This window comes from Streptomyces sp. NPDC015220 (genome assembly GCF_043079345.1).
Classification (GTDB): Bacteria; Actinomycetota; Actinomycetes; order Streptomycetales; family Streptomycetaceae; genus Streptomyces.
In genome coordinates this window covers 1-16,814 of the sequence record NZ_JBIBUK010000034.1, presented here as the reverse complement: position 1 = coordinate 16,814, position 16,814 = coordinate 1, and the positions used below count along the sequence as shown (strand labels likewise).

The 16,814-nt window shown below is 73.9% G+C and carries 14 protein-coding genes and 1 pseudogene; 4 read left to right on the top strand and 11 right to left on the bottom strand.

Annotation, left to right across the window (positions count from 1 at the left end):
* Positions 1–693: 693 nt before the first annotated feature.
* From truB to rimP, 7 genes are all read right to left on the bottom strand, one after another.
* Complete coding sequence (truB, locus tag ACF061_RS36595) at positions 694–1,599, bottom strand: tRNA pseudouridine(55) synthase TruB (RefSeq protein WP_392271334.1); 906 nt, start codon at positions 1,597–1,599, stop codon at positions 694–696.
* On the bottom strand, positions 1,596–2,057 hold the full coding sequence (rbfA, locus tag ACF061_RS36590; protein WP_392271333.1) for a 30S ribosome-binding factor RbfA: 462 nt from the start codon (positions 2,055–2,057) through the stop codon (positions 1,596–1,598). The genes truB and rbfA overlap by 4 nt, the downstream gene beginning before the upstream one ends.
* Before the next feature lie 68 nt (positions 2,058–2,125).
* A complete protein-coding gene (locus ACF061_RS36585; RefSeq protein ID WP_392271332.1) occupies positions 2,126–2,419 on the bottom strand; it encodes a DUF503 domain-containing protein in 294 nt (97 codons plus the stop codon).
* Between the two features lie 351 nt (positions 2,420–2,770).
* A complete protein-coding gene (gene infB, locus ACF061_RS36580) occupies positions 2,771–5,821 on the bottom strand; it encodes a translation initiation factor IF-2 (RefSeq protein WP_392271331.1) in 3,051 nt (1,016 codons plus the stop codon).
* Between the two features lie 150 nt (positions 5,822–5,971).
* Positions 5,972–6,268 (bottom strand): YlxR family protein, encoded by a 297-nt coding sequence (locus ACF061_RS36575; RefSeq protein ID WP_392271330.1) that lies wholly within the window; start codon positions 6,266–6,268, stop codon positions 5,972–5,974.
* Positions 6,269–6,398: 130 nt separating this feature from the next.
* Positions 6,399–7,385, bottom strand: coding sequence for a transcription termination factor NusA (gene nusA, locus ACF061_RS36570; protein ID WP_392271329.1), 987 nt, complete (start codon positions 7,383–7,385; stop codon positions 6,399–6,401).
* A 2-nt stretch (positions 7,386–7,387) separates the two neighbouring features.
* Entirely contained in the window at positions 7,388–7,897 is a 510-nt protein-coding gene (gene rimP / locus ACF061_RS36565; RefSeq protein WP_392271328.1) for a ribosome maturation factor RimP, read from the bottom strand.
* 196 nt (positions 7,898–8,093) lie between these two features.
* Between rimP and ACF061_RS36560 the strand changes: the two genes are divergently transcribed.
* From ACF061_RS36560 to ACF061_RS36550, 3 genes are all read left to right on the top strand, one after another.
* Positions 8,094–8,717 carry a hypothetical protein gene (locus ACF061_RS36560; RefSeq protein WP_392271327.1) on the top strand — a complete coding sequence of 208 codons (624 nt, stop codon included), beginning with the start codon at positions 8,094–8,096 and terminating at the stop codon, positions 8,715–8,717.
* Positions 8,714–9,178, top strand: a complete 465-nt coding sequence (locus ACF061_RS36555; RefSeq protein WP_392271326.1) for a ferritin-like domain-containing protein — start codon at positions 8,714–8,716, stop codon at positions 9,176–9,178. Before ACF061_RS36560 ends, ACF061_RS36555 begins: the two co-directional genes overlap by 4 nt.
* 150 nt (positions 9,179–9,328) lie before the next feature.
* Positions 9,329–10,237, top strand: a complete 909-nt coding sequence (locus ACF061_RS36550) for an aminoglycoside phosphotransferase family protein (RefSeq protein ID WP_392271325.1) — start codon at positions 9,329–9,331, stop codon at positions 10,235–10,237.
* Between the two features lie 523 nt (positions 10,238–10,760).
* On the opposite strand, the gene ACF061_RS36545 is transcribed toward ACF061_RS36550, so the two are convergent.
* The 3 genes from ACF061_RS36545 to ACF061_RS36535 all read right to left on the bottom strand — a co-directional run bounded on the left by ACF061_RS36545 (position 10,761) and on the right by ACF061_RS36535 (position 14,103).
* A complete protein-coding gene (locus tag ACF061_RS36545) occupies positions 10,761–12,464 on the bottom strand; it encodes a proline--tRNA ligase (RefSeq protein ID WP_392271324.1) in 1,704 nt (567 codons plus the stop codon).
* Between the two features lie 73 nt (positions 12,465–12,537).
* Complete coding sequence (locus ACF061_RS36540) at positions 12,538–13,119, bottom strand: GNAT family N-acetyltransferase (protein ID WP_392271323.1); 582 nt, start codon at positions 13,117–13,119, stop codon at positions 12,538–12,540.
* A 135-nt stretch (positions 13,120–13,254) separates the two neighbouring features.
* On the bottom strand, positions 13,255–14,103 hold the full coding sequence (locus ACF061_RS36535; protein ID WP_392271322.1) for a GNAT family N-acetyltransferase: 849 nt from the start codon (positions 14,101–14,103) through the stop codon (positions 13,255–13,257).
* 552 nt (positions 14,104–14,655) lie between these two features.
* Here ACF061_RS36535 and ACF061_RS36530 point away from each other — a divergent pair.
* A complete protein-coding gene (locus tag ACF061_RS36530) occupies positions 14,656–16,530 on the top strand; it encodes a SpoIIE family protein phosphatase (RefSeq protein ID WP_392271321.1) in 1,875 nt (624 codons plus the stop codon).
* Between the two features lie 143 nt (positions 16,531–16,673).
* Here ACF061_RS36530 and ACF061_RS36525 read toward each other — a convergent pair.
* Positions 16,674–16,814, bottom strand: a pseudogene (locus ACF061_RS36525) (4-hydroxy-3-methylbut-2-en-1-yl diphosphate synthase); the annotation flags it as partial.

Sequence of the window (16,814 nt, the reverse complement as noted above, 5' to 3'; positions counted from 1 at the left end):
CCAGCCGCACCAGTTGTGCGAACCCCGTCGGTCTCGCGAACCCCGTCGGCCTCGCCCATCGCAGCCGCACCGTCCGGCTCCGCCGGGCCCATCGGCCCCGCCGCGAAGGCCGCGTTGGTCCCGCCGGCCGCGCTTTCCGGGCCCGCGGGCCCGCTCCGAGCGGGGGATTCCGCCGCTGTGCCGCCGCCCCTCGTCCGGCCCGGCGGCACGGCCTTGGTCCGCGGTTCCCGTACCGCCATGGTCGAACCTCCCGCCGTGCCGCCGCGCCACAGTGCCCTGGCTTCGACGGTAGGCACGGAATGATCAGCGGGAAAGATCGCACGGTGAACGCGCCCCCTCGCACTCCCTCGGTTCACTCCGAGCGCCCGCACGGTCGGGTGAATAGCGGGGGGGCGGCCAGACGCACCCTAGGTGTGGGGGAACCGAAGGGGGACCGTGGAGCGGCGAACGTGGGACACCCCGTGTTCGCCGCTCCACGGACGAGCGGACGACCGGACAGGCGGACGGCCGGACAGGGGCGGGCATACGCAAGCAGCGGCGCGGACCCGTCCGGGTATGAGTCCGGCGCCTCCTGACGCGCCCGCGCACGCGGACGGGCGGGGCCCATGCGGACGGGACGCGCGCGGGTGTGCGGAGGCGCACGCCCGCATCGGCGTCCGGCCCGCGCGTCGGCGGAAGACGGCCGGACTCGCGTCAGGCGAAGACGGCCAGGCTCTTGGCCTTGCCCCGGTGCTCCTCCACGAGGGCGAGGAGGCGGTTCTCGGGGCCGAAGACGGCGACCGGGCCGCCGCCCGCGTACTCGTCGGGCATCTCCAGCCGTACACCGTTGGTGAGCAGCCGGGCGCGTCGGGCGTCGACGTCCCAGCGCGGGAACGCGGCCGAGGCGGCCTCGGCGACCGGCATGACGGTCAACTCCTGCTGGAGCTGGTCCAGCGTCCTGGCGGCGTCCAGCTTGTACGGTCCGACCCGGGTGCGGCGCAGCGCCGTGAGGTGGCCGCCGACGCCGAGGTCGGCGCCCAGGTCACGGGCGAGCGCCCGGATGTAGGTGCCGGAGGAGCAGACCACCGAGACGACCAGGTCGAGCACGGGGGTGCCGTCCTCGGCGACGGCCTCCCGGACGTCGTACACGCGGAAGGAGGAGACCGTCACCGGCCGGGCCGGGATCTCGAACTCCTCGCCCTCCCGGGCCCGCTTGTAGGACCGCACGCCGTTGATCTTGATGGCGCTGACCTTGGACGGCACCTGCATGATGTCGCCGGTCAGCTTGGCGACGGCGGTGTCCACCGCCTCCCTGGTGATCCCGGAGGCGTCGGCGGCGGAGGTGATCTCCCCCTCGGCGTCGTCGGTGAGGGTGTTCTGCCCGAGACGGACGGTGCCGACGTACTCCTTCTCGGTCAGCGCGAGGTGGCCGAGGAGCTTGGTGGCCCGCTCCACGCCGAGGACGAGGACGCCCGTCGCCATGGGGTCGAGGGTGCCGGCGTGGCCGACGCGGCGGGTCCTGGCGATTCCGCGCATCTTGGCCACGACGTCGTGCGAGGTGAAGCCCGACGGCTTGTCGACGATGACGAGGCCGTCGGGCGGGGTGGGCTTGCTGGTCATTCGGTGGTGTCGTCCGTCTCGTCGGATCCGTCCTCGGCCCCCGGCTTCCGGTACGGGTCGGCCCCGCCGGCGTAGCTGGCGCCCGCGGACGCCTCGCGCACCTTGGCGTCGGACTGGCGCGCCTTGTCGAGCAGGTCCTCGATGGTCCGGGCGGTGTCGGGGAGGGCGTCCGCGACGAAGGTGAGGGTCGGGGTGAACTTCACGCCGGCCGCGCGGCCGACCTCGGAGCGCAGGATGCCCTTGGCGCTCTCCAGGCCGGCGGCGGCGGCCTGCCGCTCCTCCTCGTCCCCGTAGACCGTGTAGAAGACGGTCGCCTCCCGCAGGTCACCCGTGACCCGGGTGTCCGTGATGGTGACGTGCGAGCCGAGCCGCGGGTCCTTGATCCCGCGCTGCAGCTTCTGGGCCACCACCTCCCGGATGAGGTCCGCCAGCCTTTTCGCCCGCGCGTTGTCGGCCACTGGTCCGTCTCCCGTTCTTTCTTCTTCTACGTTCTGTCTTGGTGTGGTGCGGTGTGGTCCGCCGAGGACTAGTCGTCCTCGCCGTGGAAGCGCCGTCGTACGGACAGCAGCTCCACCTCGGGGTGGCCGGCGACCAGCCGCTCGCACCGATCCAGTACGTCGGTCAGGTGCGTCGCGTCGCCGGAGACCGCGGCAAGACCGATGACGGCTCGCCGGTGGAGGTTCATGTGGTCCACCTCGGCCACGCTCACCGCGTACTTGCGCTGGAGCTCGGCGACGATCGGGCGGACGACGGAGCGCTTCTCCTTCAGCGAGTGGACGTCGCCGAGGAGCAGGTCGAAGGACAGAGTCCCCACGTACATGTGTGTGCCGGGTTGCCCGCCGGTACGGGGTCGATGGTCCTGCCTTCGGTACGGGCAGGGACATCAAGAACGGTACCGCGAACCCGTCGGCGGCTCGACGGGGTTTCCCCCCGCCCGGCCGTCCGTCCGGCCCGGAGCGGAACGGGTTCCGGCCCCGGTCCCGACGGTGGCTCCGTCCCCGCACCCCTGCTCGTGCAAGCGGGCGTGCGGGAGCGTGGGCTCCGACTCCTGCCCCGGTACGGCACGCGGCCTCCCAGGTGGTGTGCGGGACCGGGCGCGCGCCTCGCGGCACACGCCGCACCGGCCGACGGGACGCGGTCCCGTCGGCCGGTGCTCAGACGCCTGGGGCCGTTACGCCCGCGGCTTCTCGCGCATCTCGTACGTCGCGATGACGTCGTCGACCTTGATGTCGTTGAAGTTTCCGAGGTTGATACCGCCCTCGAAGCCTTCGCGGATCTCGGTGACGTCGTCCTTGAAGCGACGCAGACCCTCGATGTTGAGGTTCTCCGCGATGACCTTGCCGTCGCGGAGGAGGCGCGCCTTGGTGTTGCGCCGGACCTCGCCGGAGCGGATGAGAACACCCGCGATGTTGCCCAGCTTGGACGAGCGGAAGACCTCGCGGATCTCCGCCGTGCCGAGCTCGACCTCTTCGTACTCCGGCTTGAGCATGCCCTTGAGGGCCGCCTCGATCTCCTCGATCGCCTGGTAGATGACCGAGTAGTACCGGACGTCCACGCCCTCGCGCTCGGCCATCTGCTGCGCACGGCCGGCCGCGCGCACGTTGAAGCCGATCACGATGGCGTCGGAGCCCATCGCCAGGTCGATGTCGGACTCCGTGACCGCACCGACGCCGCGGTGCAGGACGCGGATGTCGACCTCTTCGCCGACGTCCAGCTGGAGCAGGGAGGACTCCAGTGCCTCGACCGATCCGGACGCGTCGCCCTTGATGATCAGGTTCAGCTGCTGGACCTCGCCGGCCTTCAGCACCTTGTCCAGGTCCTCCAGCGACACGCGGCGCGTGCGCTTGGCGAACGCGGCGTTGCGCTCGCGGGCGGCGCGCTTCTCCGCGATCTGGCGGGCCGTACGGTCCTCCTCGACCACGATGAAGTTGTCGCCCGCGCCCGGGACGTTGGTCAGGCCCAGGACCTGTACCGGCGTCGACGGACCGGCCTCGGCGACGTTGTTGCCGTTGTCGTCGAGCATCGCCCGGACGCGGCCGTAGGCGTCGCCGACCACCATCGTGTCGCCGACCCGCAGGGTGCCGCGCTGGACGAGGACCGTCGCCACGGCGCCGCGGCCGCGGTCGAGGCGGGACTCGATCGAGATGCCCTGCGCGTCCTGGTTCGGGTTGGCCCGCAGGTCGAGCGAGGCGTCGGCCGTGAGGATCACGGCCTCCAGCAGCGAGTCGATGTGCAGACCCTGCTTGGCGGAGATGTCGACGAACATCGTGTCGCCGCCGTACTCCTCGGCCACCAGGCCGTACTCGGTCAGCTGACCGCGCACCTTGGTCGGGTCCGCGCCCTCGACGTCGATCTTGTTGACCGCGACCACGATCGGCACGTCGGCCGCCTTGGCGTGGTTCAGCGCCTCGACCGTCTGCGGCATGACGCCGTCGTTGGCCGCGACGACCAGGATCGCGATGTCGGTCGACTTGGCACCACGGGCACGCATGGCGGTGAACGCCTCGTGACCCGGGGTGTCGATGAAGGTGATCCGGCGATCCTCTTCGTTGACCTCGGTCGTGACCTGGTAGGCACCGATGTGCTGGGTGATGCCGCCGGCCTCGCCCGCGATGACGTTCGTCTTGCGGATGGCGTCGAGCAGGCGGGTCTTGCCGTGGTCGACGTGACCCATGACGGTGACGACCGGCGGACGGACCACCAGGTCCTCCTCGCCGCCCTCGTCCTCGCCGAACTCCAGGTCGAAGGACTCGAGCAGCTCGCGGTCCTCCTCCTCCGGGCTGACGATCTGAACGGTGTAGTTCATCTCGTCGGCGAGGAGCTGGAGCGTCTCGTCGGAGACGGACTGCGTGGCCGTGACCATCTCGCCGAGGTTCATCATGACCGCGACGAGGGAGGCCGGGTTCGCGTTGATCTTCTCCGCGAAGTCGGTGAGCGACGCACCGCGCGACAGGCGAATGGCCTCGCCGTTGCCGCGAGGCAGCATCACGCCGCCGACCGACGGGGCCTGCATGGCCTCGTACTCCTGACGGCGCTGCCGCTTCGACTTGCGGCCGCGACGCGCCGGACCGCCGGGACGGCCGAAGGCGCCCTGCGTGCCACCGCGGCCACCGGGACCGCCGGGACGACCGCCGAAGCCGGGACGGCCACCGCCGCCGCCGAAGCCGCCGCCACCGGGACCGCCGCCACCGGGACGACCGGCGAAACCGCCGCCGCCACCCGGACGACCGCCGCCGCCGCCACCGGGACGGCCGGCGAAGCCGCCACCGCCGCCCGGACGGCCGGCGCCGCCGGGACGACCCGCACCGCCCGGACCGCGGCCGCCGGGGCCGGGACGCGGGCCGGCAGCGGGACGCTGCGGCATCATGCCGGGGTTCGGACGCGGGCCGCCGGGACGCGGACCGCCCGGACCGCCCTGCGGACGGGGCATCGAGCCCGGGGTCGGGCGGGGACCGCCCGGAGCCTGCGGACGCGGACCGCCGCCCTGCGCGCCGGGCGCCTGCGGACGGGGACCGGCGCCGCCGGGACCACCCGCACCCGGACCGCCGGGCCGCTGGCCCTGCGGACGGGGCGACTGCGGGCGTGCCATACCGGTGGAGCCACCGGAGGTGAAGGGGTTGTTGCCCGGACGCGGACCGGCCGGACGGGCACCCGGACGGGGGGCCTGGCCACCGGGGCGCGGCGCGCCCTGGCCCGGACGGGCCTGACCCTGGCCCTGACCTCCGGGACGACCGCCGCCGGGCTTGGGACCACCCGGACGGGCGCCGGGGCGCGGGCCCTGGGCGGCGGCCGGGGACGGAGCCGGAGCCGACGGCGGAGCGGTGAACTCCGGCGTGGCCGGCGCCGCCGGGGCGGGCCGCGGGGCGGGCTTGGGACCCGGCACCGGACGCGGGCCGGGGGCCGGCGCGGGAGCCGAGGGGGCCGCGGGCTGCTGCGCCGCGGCGGGCCTGGGGGCGGCCGGCGGCTTGGGAGCAGCCGGACGAGCCGCCTGCGCCGGGGTGGGCGCGGCGGGCCTGGGGGCGGCCTTCTTCGGGCCCGGCTTGGCGGACCTGCCGCCGCCGTTGCCCTGCTGGAAGGCGTCTGTCAGTTTGCGTACAACGGGCGCCTCGATCGTCGAGGACGCCGATCGGACGAATTCACCGAGTTCCTGGAGCTTGGCCATGACGACCTTGCTCTCCACACCGAACTCCTTGGCGAGTTCGTATACCCGGACCTTAGCCACTTCGCTCCTTTGAGGTCCGGGTTGCGGCCGGACCGTCGCTAGTTCATGGGCGTACTCATCGCGTACTCATCGAGTGCTCATCGCAATCTCGACCTGCTTTCGACTCGCGAGGTACCAGGCCGCACGGGGATCCGCACGACACGTCTTTCCTTACCGCGTTGCCTGTTCGGCAACTGTCGTCTCCTCGACGTACCGGCGCAACGCCTTTGTGTCGAGCGCTCCCGGGGCGCGCAACGCCCGCGTGAACGCCCGACGGCGCACCGCCTGGTCGAGACAGACCAGGGCGGGGTGTACGTACGCACCCCGGCCGGGCAGCGTACCGCGAGGATCAGGGGCGCACTCGCCCTCGATCGCCACGATCCGCAGCAGATCAGTCTTGGCCGCTCGTTCCCGGCACCCCACACAGGTGCGTTCAGGGCACACTCGGGCCCGCGTCCGGCCAGACACCGCTAAGTCTACCTCCCCGAACGCACCTCACCCCTTTGGGGCAGGATGCGAACACTTGCCGCGCACAAACCTGTCGTGATCTGAGCGCCCGACGGCCAGGATCTATTCCCCGGTCCGCCCGGTGCGGCCCCTACTCCCCGGGCTGCTCGGTGTCCGGGCGGATGTCGATGCGCCATCCGGTGAGCCGGGCCGCGAGCCGCGCGTTCTGGCCCTCCTTGCCGATGGCCAGCGACAGCTGGTAGTCCGGCACCGTGACGCGGGCCGACCGGGCCGCCAGGTCCACGACCTCCACCTTGGAGACGCGGGCCGGGGACAGCGCGTTCGCCACCATCTCGGCCGGGTCGTCCGACCAGTCGACGATGTCGATCTTCTCGCCGTTCAGCTCGCCCATGACATTGCGCACCCGGCCGCCCATGGGGCCGATGCAGGCGCCCTTGGCGTTCAGGCCGGAGCGGGTGGAGCGCACCGCGATCTTCGTGCGGTGACCGGCCTCACGGGCGATCGCCGCGATCTCCACCGATCCGTCGGCGATCTCCGGGACCTCCAGGGCGAAGAGCTTCTTCACCAGGTTGGGGTGCGTACGCGACAGGGTCACGGACGGGCCGCGGACGCCCTTGGCCACCCGGACGACGTACGACCTCAGCCGCATGCCGTGCGGGTAGGTCTCACCGGGGACCTGCTCCTGCACCGGCAGGATGGCCTCCAGCTTGCCGATGTCGACGAGCACGTTCTTCGGGTCGCGGCCCTGCTGCACCACGCCGGTGACGATGTCGCCCTCGCGGCCGGCGTACTCGCCCAGCGTCGCGTCGTCCTCGGCGTCGCGCAGCCGCTGCAGGATGACCTGCTTGGCGGTGGTGGCGGCGATACGGCCGAAGCCGGACGGGGTGTCGTCGAACTCGCGGGCCGCCTGGCCCTCCTCGAGGTCCTCCGGGTCCTCCTTCGCCCACACGGTCACATGCCCGGTCTCCCGGTTGAGCTCCACGCGCGCGTGACGGCGGCTTCCCTCGGTGCGGTGGTAGGCGATGAGGAGGGCCGACTCGATCGCCTCGACCAGCAGGTCGAAGGAGATCTCCTTCTCCCGTACCAAGCCCCGCAGGGCACTCATGTCGATGTCCACGGCTACGCCTCCTCCTCTTCCTTCATGTCCTTCATGTCCTTGCGGTTGAACTCGACCTGCACGCGCGCCCGGACCACGTCCGGGAAGGCGACCCTGCGGGTCGTGGCCTTGCGGCCCTTCACTCCGGGCACCTCGAGGTCCAGTCCCTCGTCGTCGACCCCGAGGATCCTGGCCACCAGCTCGCCGCCCTCGGCCAGCTGGAACCTGGCCAGCCGGCCCGTGGCGCGCACGTAGTGCCGGTGTTCCGTGAGGAGGCGCTCCGCGCCCGGGGTGCCGACCTCGAGGGTGTACTCGCCCTCGCCCATCGCGTCGGACTCGTCGAGCCTCGCCGAGAGCGCGCGGCTCACATCGGCGATCTGGTCGAGGTCGGCTCCGGTGTCGGAGTCGACGACCACGCGCAGCACCCGCTTGCGGCCGACGGAGTCCACGGCGATCTCTTCGAGATCCAGTCCCTGGGAGGCGACGAGCGGTTCCAGCAGTTCTCGCAGCCTCTCGCTCTGGGTGGTGCTCATCCGGGTGACTCCTCGGCCGCGTGTGCTGTTGTGGGATGGTCGCGTGTCCGGTCAAAGGGTATCCGGTTCCAGGGGGTGTTGCCGTCCACCTGGCCAGGGGTGGTGCCGCCGGGTCGCGCCCCCGGCGCACGCGGGTACGGTGATCACGGGCGAGCCGCCCGTGAAGCCCGTTCGTACGCACCCGAGGACGTCTGCCGTGCCGTTGCCTCCACTCCCGCGCGCCCTCCCGGGGCCGCGCAGAAGGAGCCTGCTCGCCTCGGCGGCGGGGGCCGCCCTGCTCGTGGGCTGCTCCGCCGGAACCGACGGCTCCGCCGCCTCGGACGGCGGTCCGTCGCCCGCCGAGCGGGCGCGGGCGCAGGCGGCCCGGGACAGCGCGGAACTCATACGGCGGTACGACGCCGTGATCGCCGCGCATCCGGCGCTGGCGGGGCGGCTGCGCCCGCTGCGGACCGAAGTGGCGCACCACGTGGCCGCGTTCGGCGGCGACGGGGCGGCGGCGTCCCCGGCGCCCACCCCGTCCACCGCCTCCGGAGCGGCCACGACGGCTCCCCCGGCGGCCCCCTTGACGTCTCCCGCGGCGACGGACGGGGCCGGTCTCGCGGCGGGGGCGCGGGAGTCCGACGGCCCGTCGGCCTCCGCCCCGGCGGTCCCGGAGAAGCCGAAGGACGCCCTCGCCCGGCTCGCCACCGCCGAGCGGTCGCTCGCCGACCGGCGCGCGGCCGCCCTGCTGGACGTACCGGGCGAACTGGCCCGGCTGCTGGCGTCGGTGGCGGCGGCCGGGGCGGCACACGTGTATCTGCTGACGGAGGGTGGCAAGTGAGCGGGACGGTGGACGCACAGGAGCTGAAGGCCCTGCAGGCGGCGCTCGCGGCGGAGCACGCGGCCGTGTACGGCTACGGCGTGGTGGGCGGGCGGATCCGCCCGGGGCGGCGCGCGGAGGCCCGGACGGCGTACGACGCGCACCGCGCTCGGCGGGACGCGCTCGTGCGCCGGGTGCGGGACCTGGGCGGCCGGCCGGTGGCCGCGGCGCCGGCCTACGCGCTGCCGTTCCCGGTGCCGGACTCGGCCGCCGCCGTCCGGTTCGCCGCCGAGCTGGAGGACCGGGTGGCCGGGGTCTACTCCGACCTGGTGCGGGCGAGTTCCGGCGAGCGGCGGCGTGAGGCCGCCGGGGCGCTGCGGGAGGCGGCGGTCCGGGCGGTGCGCTGGCGCGGGCGGAGCGTAGCCTTCCCTGGTCTCGCCGAACGGGCCGGAGCCGGCCCGTCGGAGGCGCCGACGCCGTAGCGCCGTCGCCGCGGCGCGGCGCGGAAGACGGGAAGACGGACGGGGAGCGGGACCCGGCTCACGGCGCGGTACGGACGCAGGAGGCGCCCCCCGGCGCAGACGACCGACAGGGAACGCGTCGCGACGCGTCCAGGAAGGAACGACTCGCGCATGGCTTTCGAACCACCGCAGCGGCTGGTGCGTGCGCTCGGTGAGACGGCTCCCGAGGGTGACGACTGGCTGGAGCGGCTGCCGGAACTGGCGCGGCGGGCCGTCGCCCGGAGCGAGTTGACGGTCGAGCGGGTGCAGGTGCCCGGCGGGCGCAGCAGCCTGGTGGTGCTGGTGCGGACGGCGGACGGCACCCCGGCCGTGCTCAAACTGGCGCCGCCGCGGGCCCGGCCGGCCGCTGAGCTGGCCGCCCTGGCGCACTGGGCCGGGCGGGGCGCCGTACGGCTCCTCGAACCCGGCGCGGCGGGCGAGGGCGCGCTGCTGCTGGAGCGGCTGCACCCGGACGTGTCGGTGCGGTCGCTGCCGGAGGCGCGGGCGTTGCTGGAGGCGGCGGACACGCTGCGGCGGCTGTGGGTGGCGCCGCCGGAGGACTCCGGTCATGTCTTCGAGACGGTCGCCGAGCGGACCGGACGGCAGTCCGAGGCGATGCGGGCGGGCGCCGAGCTGGACGCCGAGGCGGCGCCGCTGGTGGCTGCGGCGCTCGCGGCCCGTGCGGAGCTGCTGGCCGCGCCGCCCGAGCGGCTGCTGCTGCACGGCACGTTCCGGCAGAGCAAGGTGCTGGCGGGCGACCGCGTGCCGTGGCTGGCGGTGGGCCCCGATCCGGTGGTCGGCGAGAGCGCCTTCGATTTGGCGCGGCTGGTCCGGGACCGGGTGGAGGACCTGATCGCCTCGCCGTCCGGTCCGGCGACCACCCGGCGCCGGATCAAGCGGCTCGCCGAGTCGCTGGAGGTGGACCGGGAACGGCTGCGCGGCTGGACGCTGTTCCGCGCCGTGGAGTCCGGGGTACGGGCCCGCCGGGTGGGCCGGCCGAAGGACGCCGAACTCCTCCTGGAGTTCGCCGCCTGGCTCTGACCTCCGGCCCGCGCCACGAGTCCGGGACCGGAGCCGCTGCGTCCGGGGCCGGTGCCGCGGTGCCCGGGACGGATCCGCTGTGTCCCGGTCCCTAGCCGCTGCGTCCGGGACCGGCGCCGCGGTGCCCGGGACCGGATCCGCTGTGTCCCGGTCCCTAGCCGCTGCGTCCGGGCCCGGTGCCGCTGTGTCCGGGTCCGGCGTGCCCACCGGCACGGGCCGAGCAGCCCCACCGGCAGGCCGGCGGCCCGGCCGCCGCGGCGGGAAGCGCCGGAGCGACACGCTCCCGCCTGTCCGCCCGCGCCCACCGGACACCGGCCCGTCACCCCGGCGGGAGGCACCACCGAGGCACCGCCGGGACGGAGACACCGCCGGGCCGCGGCACGGAGACACCAGGCCGGGCACGGAGACACCAGGCCGCGGCACGGAGAGACCCCCGGGTCGTGGCACGGAGGCATCGCCGGAACGACGGAGGCACCGCCCCGGCCGTGGGGCGGTGCCTCCTGGTGCCGTCGCCGAAGGGCGCTTACGCCGTCAGCCGGGCGATGGCCTCCTCGACCGTCAGTTCCTCGCGCTCGCCGGAGCGGCGGTCCTTGAGCTCGACGACGCCCTCGCCCGCGCGCCGGCCGGCGACCAGGATCCGGGGGACGCCGATGAGTTCGGCGTCGGTGAACTTCACGCCCGGGGAGACGCCGGCGCGGTCGTCGACCAGGACGCGTACGCCGGCCGCGGCCAGCTTCTGCGAGACGTCGAGGGCCAGCTCGGTCTGCAGGGCCTTGCCCGCGGCGACCACGTGCACGTCGGCCGGGGCGACCTCCGCGGGCCAGACCAGGCCGTGCTCGTCGGCGTGCTGCTCGGCGAGGGCCGCGACCGCGCGGGAGACGCCGATGCCGTAGGAGCCCATGGTCACGCGGACCGGCTTGCCGTTCTGGCCGAGCACGTCGAGCTTGAGGGCGTCGGTGTACTTGCGGCCGAGCTGGAAGATGTGGCCGATCTCGATGGCGCGGTCCAGCTTGAGGCCGGTGCCGCACTTCGGGCACGGGTCGCCGTCCTGGACGACCACGGCGTCCACGTACTCGTCGACCTCGAAGTCACGGCCGGCGACGACGTTCCTGGCGTGCGTGTGCTCCTTGTTGGCGCCGGTGATCCAGGCGGTGCCGGGGGCCACGCGCGGGTCGGCGATGTACTTGACCTTCTCGCCCAGGCCCTGCGGACCGACGTAGCCGCGGACCAGGTCCGGGCGGCCGGTGAAGTCCTCGGCGGTGACCATCTCGACGACGGCCGGGGCGAAGTGCGCCTCGACCTTGTCCATGTCGACCTCGCGGTCGCCGGGCACGCCGACGGCCACGATCTCGCCGTCGACCTTCACCAGCAGGTTCTTCAGCGTGGCGGAGGCCGGGACGCCGAGGGAGGCGGCCAGCGTCTCGATGGTGGGGGTGTCCGGGGTGGGGATCTCCTCCAGCGCGCCGACGTCACCCGCCTCCACCGGCTTCAGCTCGTACGTGATCGCCTCGGTGTTGGCGGCGAAGTCGCAGTTCGGGCAGTCGGCGAAGGTGTCCTCGCCGGCCTCGGCCGGGGCGAGGAACTCCTCGGACTTGGAACCGCCCATCGCGCCCGCGGTCGCCGCGCAGATGCGGTAGTCCAGGCCGAGGCGTTCGAAGATGCGCTGGTAGGCCTGGCGGTGCAGGGCGTAGGACTCGGCGAGGCCCTCGTCCGCGGTGTCGAAGGAGTAGGAGTCCTTCATCAGGAACTCACGGCCGCGCAGGATGCCCGCGCGCGGCCGGGCCTCGTCCCGGTACTTGCTCTGGATCTGGTAGAGGATGACCGGCAGGTCCTTGTAGGAGGACGCCTGGTCCTTCACCAGCAGGGTGAAGATCTCCTCGTGGGTCGGACCGAGGAGGTAGTCGCCGCCCTTGCGGTCCTTCAGGCGGAACAGCTCGCCGCCGTACTCGTCCCAGCGGCCGGTCGCCTCGTACGGCTCCTTCGGCAGCAGCGCGGGCAGCAGCACCTCCTGGGCGCCGATGGCGTCCATCTCCTCGCGGACGATCCGCTCGACGTTCGCGAGGACCTTCTTGCCCAGCGGCAGCCAGCTCCAGATGCCCGCGGCGGTGCGGCGGACGTAACCGGCGCGGACCAGCAGCTTGTGACTGAGGACCTCGGCGTCGGCCGGGTCGTCGCGCAGTGTCTTGGCCATCAACTGGGACATGCGCTGGACCGGTGCGTTCGCCATCGTTCTCGTACTCCTGCCGGATATAGGTGATGGCTAGGAGGTTAGCCGGGCGGACTGTGCCGGTGGAAATCGGTTAGCGGCGGCGCAGCGGCAGCGGCGCGCCCATCACGGCGTACGGCTTCGGCGCGCTGGGGAAGAGGACCTGCCGGGCGAGGTCCACGTAGCCCAGGGAGTGGTAGAGGCCGCGGGCCGGACTGTCGGTGTCGATCGCGGAGAGGATCGACCGGGGCTCGGCGGCGCCGTCGGTGATGGCGGTGATCAGGGCGCGGCCGATGCCGCGGTTCTGGTGGCGCGGGTGGACGTGCAGCTCGGTGATGACGAAGGAGCCGTCGAGCCAGTCCTCGTGGCCGCGGGCGCGCAGGTAGGGCTCGACGACGGTGGACCACCAGTGGGTGCGGTCGTTGGGCATGCCATAGACGAATCCGGCGAGGCGTCCGCCGGCGGTGGTGGCGCCCAGCGCGCGGGCGCCCGGGCTGGTCATGTGGCGCAGCACGATCTGCCGGCGTACGGCGACCTCCTCCGCGCCGAGCCCGAAGGCGACGGCCTGCACCGCGAGGGCCTCGTCGACGCGGGCCGACAGGTCGAGGGGGCCGATCACGATGTCGTCCGCGATCTCGTCGGGCCGGCCGGAGCCATGACCGGGAAAGTGCGCCATGCCGGGGAGACTACCCGGCCCGCACCGGCCCAAGAGCAGCGCTGTGGAACGGGACCGGGGACCGGCTGGAACGGCACGGTGGAGCGGGGCCGGGGACGGGCCGGAACGGCAGGACGGAGCAGGAGCGGGGTCGGGTCAGAACAGCACGCTCGTGAAGGCGCCGGTCTCCTGGAAGCCCACGCTGCGGTAGGTCCGCCGGGCCGGGGTGTTGAAGTCGTTGACGTAGAGGCTCACCACCGGGGCCACGTCGGCGAGCGCGTAGCGCAGGACCGCCGCCATGCCGGGGGCGGCCAGGCCGCGTCCGCGGTACTCGGGGGCGACCCAGACGCCCTGGATCTGGCAGACCCGGTCGGTCGCCGCGCCGATCTCCGCCTTGAACATGACCCTGCCGTACTCGTCGATGCGGGCGAAGGAGCGGCCGGAGCCGACGAGTTCGGCGACCCGGGCCTGGTAGAGCAGGCCGCCGTCGCCGGCGAGCGGGGAGACGCCGACCTCCTCGGTGAACATCGCCACGCAGGCCGGCAGGATCGTCTCCATCTCGTCCTTGCGGACGCGGCGGACGTAGGGGTCCGGGGCCAGGCCGTCCGGCATGCGGTCGGTGACCATGAGCGGCTGGTGGGCGCGGACCTCGCGGGCCGGGCCCCAGGTGGGTTCGAGCAGCCGCCACAGCAGGGTGGTGGGTTCGGTGGGGCCGACGATGGAGGAGCAGCGGCGGCCGGCCCGGCGGGCGCGGTCCGCGAAGGCGCGTACGGCCCGCGGGGTGGCGCATATCGGGACGAGGTTGGCGCCCGCGTAGCACAGCGAGGTCAGTATGCCGTCCTCGTACCAGCCCCACATCTCGCCGCCGAGCCGCCACGGGTCGAGGCCGGCGATCTGTACGCGTGAGGTCACGAAGGCGTTCACGACCGGCTCGCGGTCGAGGACGGCGAGCGCGGCGTCCAGGTCACTCGGTTCGAGCACCCGTGAGGTGGTCTGTGTCAACACGTACGGGGCCTCACGCTGGGGGTTCTGCTGATCTCCGCACTGTACCCGTCCGGCCCCGGCCGTGCCGCCCCCCGGGTGGCCGCCCGGCGGGGCCGGAGGCGGCTTCGCACGGAGGCGGTGGGGCCGCCGGACGGGGCCGGCGGGAACGGGCGGCGGGTCCCGCGGTCCTCCGGCCGGACGGGCGCGACCGGTGGGCGGACGGGCGTGGGCGGTGAGCGGACGCGCGGACGGGCGGCGGGTCCCGCGGTCCTCGGGTCGGACGGGCGCGACCGGTGGGCGGACGGGCGTGGGCGGCGGGCGGACGCGCGGACGGGCGGCGGGTCCCGCGGTCCTCCGGTCGGACGGGCGCGACCGGTGGGCGGACGGGCGTGGGCGGCGGGCGGACCGGCAGGCGGGCGGCGGGGCCTGGCAACACGCTCGGTCAGAGGGGAAGGGTTCGGGCGTAACGGGTCAGAATGGAATGGGTACCCATGTGTCCGGCGGTTTCGGGAAGCGGTGATCGCGGTGGCAGCACACCGGAGGTCCGACCGGGACGCCCCAGGGAGCGGGGCCGTGAGCGAGGCCGGCGGGGCCCTCGACCCGGATTTCCCGCACGCCGTCCTGCGCGACCTCGGCACCGGCGTCTTCACCATGGACGCCTCGGACCGGATCACGTTCGTCAATCCATGGGCCGAGCGGCTGCTGGGCCGGTCGGAGGCCGAGATGCTCGGCCGGGACGCGCACGACCTGCTGCACCGCCGCCCCGACGGCAGCCGGGTGCCCCGCGAGCAGTGCACGATGCGGACGCCGGTGACCGCCGTCCGGCCGGCCGAGCAGGGCAGCGAGGAGTACTTCCTGCGGGCCGACGGCAGCGTCGTGCCGATCATCTGGGCGACCACCCCCCTGCTGCTGGCGGGGAGCCGGGCCGGGCTGGTGGTCGTCTTCAGCGACTTCAGCCTGCACCGCGACGCCGAGGAGCGGGCGGCGGCGCACACGGCCGCGCTGGAGGCGCTGACCAGCCGGCTGAACCTGGTGGCCGAGGTCTCCACCCTGCTGATGTCGGCCATGGACGTCTCCAGCTCGGTCCGCCGGCTGCTGCGGCTGCTGGTCCCGGAACTGGGCGACTGGGCCGCGGTGGCGCTGTCCGAGGAGCGCTTGGGGGTGCTGGAGCGGATCGCCGTGCGCTGCCCCGCCCATCCGCGCCGCGCGCGGCGCCTGGAGGGCCCGCTGCCGCCGTTGCCGGGCAGGGCCCGCTCGGCGGTGGCGCGGATCCTGAGCGCCGCCGAACCCGTGCTGCTGACCGCCGAGGAGCTGCGGGACCCGGAGGCCCCGCTCACCCTGACCCAGGGCAAGCTGTTCGAACGGCTGGGCGGCCACTCGGCGGTGGTGGTGCCGCTCAACGCCCGGCGGCACCACTACGGGATGCTGACCGTGGGCCGCGCCGGCGTCTCCCCCGCCCCCACCGAGGCCGAGGTCCGGCTGCTGTCCGACATCGGCCGCCGACTGGGGTTGGTGCTCGACAACGCCCGGCTCTACCGGGAGCAGCGGAACGTCGCCGAGACCATGCAGCGCCAACTCCTGGCCCCGCTGCCGCAGGTCGACCACCTGCGGATGGCCGCCCGCTACCTGCCCGCGCAGAGCGCGATGGAGATCGGCGGCGACTGGTACGACGCCTTCCTCCTTGGGGACGGCGTCCTGGCGGTGGTGATCGGGGACGTGGTCGGCCACGACCTGCAGGCCGCCGCGCACATGGCCGAGGTCCGCAACATGCTGCGCGCGCTCGCCTGGGACCATCTGGAGCCGCCCAGCCTGATCGTGCGCCGGCTGGACGAGGCGGTGACGAACACCAGCGACGCTCCCATGGCCACCCTCGTCTTCGCCCGTGTCGAGGGGCCCGAGGGCGGGCCGTGGCGGCTGTGCTGGGTCACCGCCGGGCATCCGCCTCCGCTGCTGGTGACCCGTGAGGGTGACGCGCGGTTCCTGACCGGCGGGCACGGGCCGCTGATCGGCATGAGTGCCGCCCTGCACCTCGGACTGAGCTGGCCGGACGCGGACGAGAACCTCCCGCCCGAGTCCACCGTCCTGCTCTACACCGACGGGCTCGTGGAGAGCCGGGGCCGGCCGATCGATCTCGGGATGGCCAAGCTCCGTCATCACGCCGCCGTCCTGACCCGGCGTCTGCGCGACAGGACGGTGGACGAGTTCTGCGACGCACTGCTGGAGCGGGTCCCGCCCAGCGGCGACGACGCCGCGCTGCTGGTCCTGCGTCTGCCCCCGTCGGGCGCGGGCGCCCCGGGCGACCAGAGCCCGCCGCCGCCCCGGCAGTCCCCGTACAGTCCGGCCGCTCCGGACCGGGCCGCGCCCGGATCGGTCCAGGAGAACGCTCCGGTCGAGGATCCCACGCGTGGTGTCCGGGAGGAGTTCCCGGGCGATCTGCGCCAGGAGTGAGGCCACGGCGGCTCGTGTCCCCGGCGGACACGGCCGAGTCCCGGCACCACCGGGATGCCGGGACTCGTGGGAAGGGTTCGGACGGAGCGCGCGAACGAGCGACGCGACGGGAACGCACCGGTTCGGCCGGACCCGTACGGGACTCAGCCCGCGACCGAGACCTCCGGCTCGCCGGAGGCCACTCCCTCGGCCTCCATCCGCTCGGCGAGCTTCATGGCCTCCTCGATCAGGGTCTCCACGATCTTCGACTCGGGCACGGTCTTGATGACCTCGCCCTTCACGAA

Coding starts and splice junctions, on each gene's coding strand:
- truB (WP_392271334.1), bottom strand. CDS start 1,599: ATGACCAGCAAGCCCACCCCGCCCGACGGCCTCGTCATCGTCGACAAG.
- ACF061_RS36585 (WP_392271332.1), bottom strand. CDS start 2,419: ATGTACGTGGGGACTCTGTCCTTCGACCTGCTCCTCGGCGACGTCCAC.
- rimP (WP_392271328.1), bottom strand. CDS start 7,897: ATGAGCACCACCCAGAGCGAGAGGCTGCGAGAACTGCTGGAACCGCTC.
- ACF061_RS36550 (WP_392271325.1), top strand. CDS start 9,329: ATGGCTTTCGAACCACCGCAGCGGCTGGTGCGTGCGCTCGGTGAGACG.
- ACF061_RS36545 (WP_392271324.1), bottom strand. CDS start 12,464: ATGGCGAACGCACCGGTCCAGCGCATGTCCCAGTTGATGGCCAAGACA.
- ACF061_RS36540 (WP_392271323.1), bottom strand. CDS start 13,119: ATGGCGCACTTTCCCGGTCATGGCTCCGGCCGGCCCGACGAGATCGCG.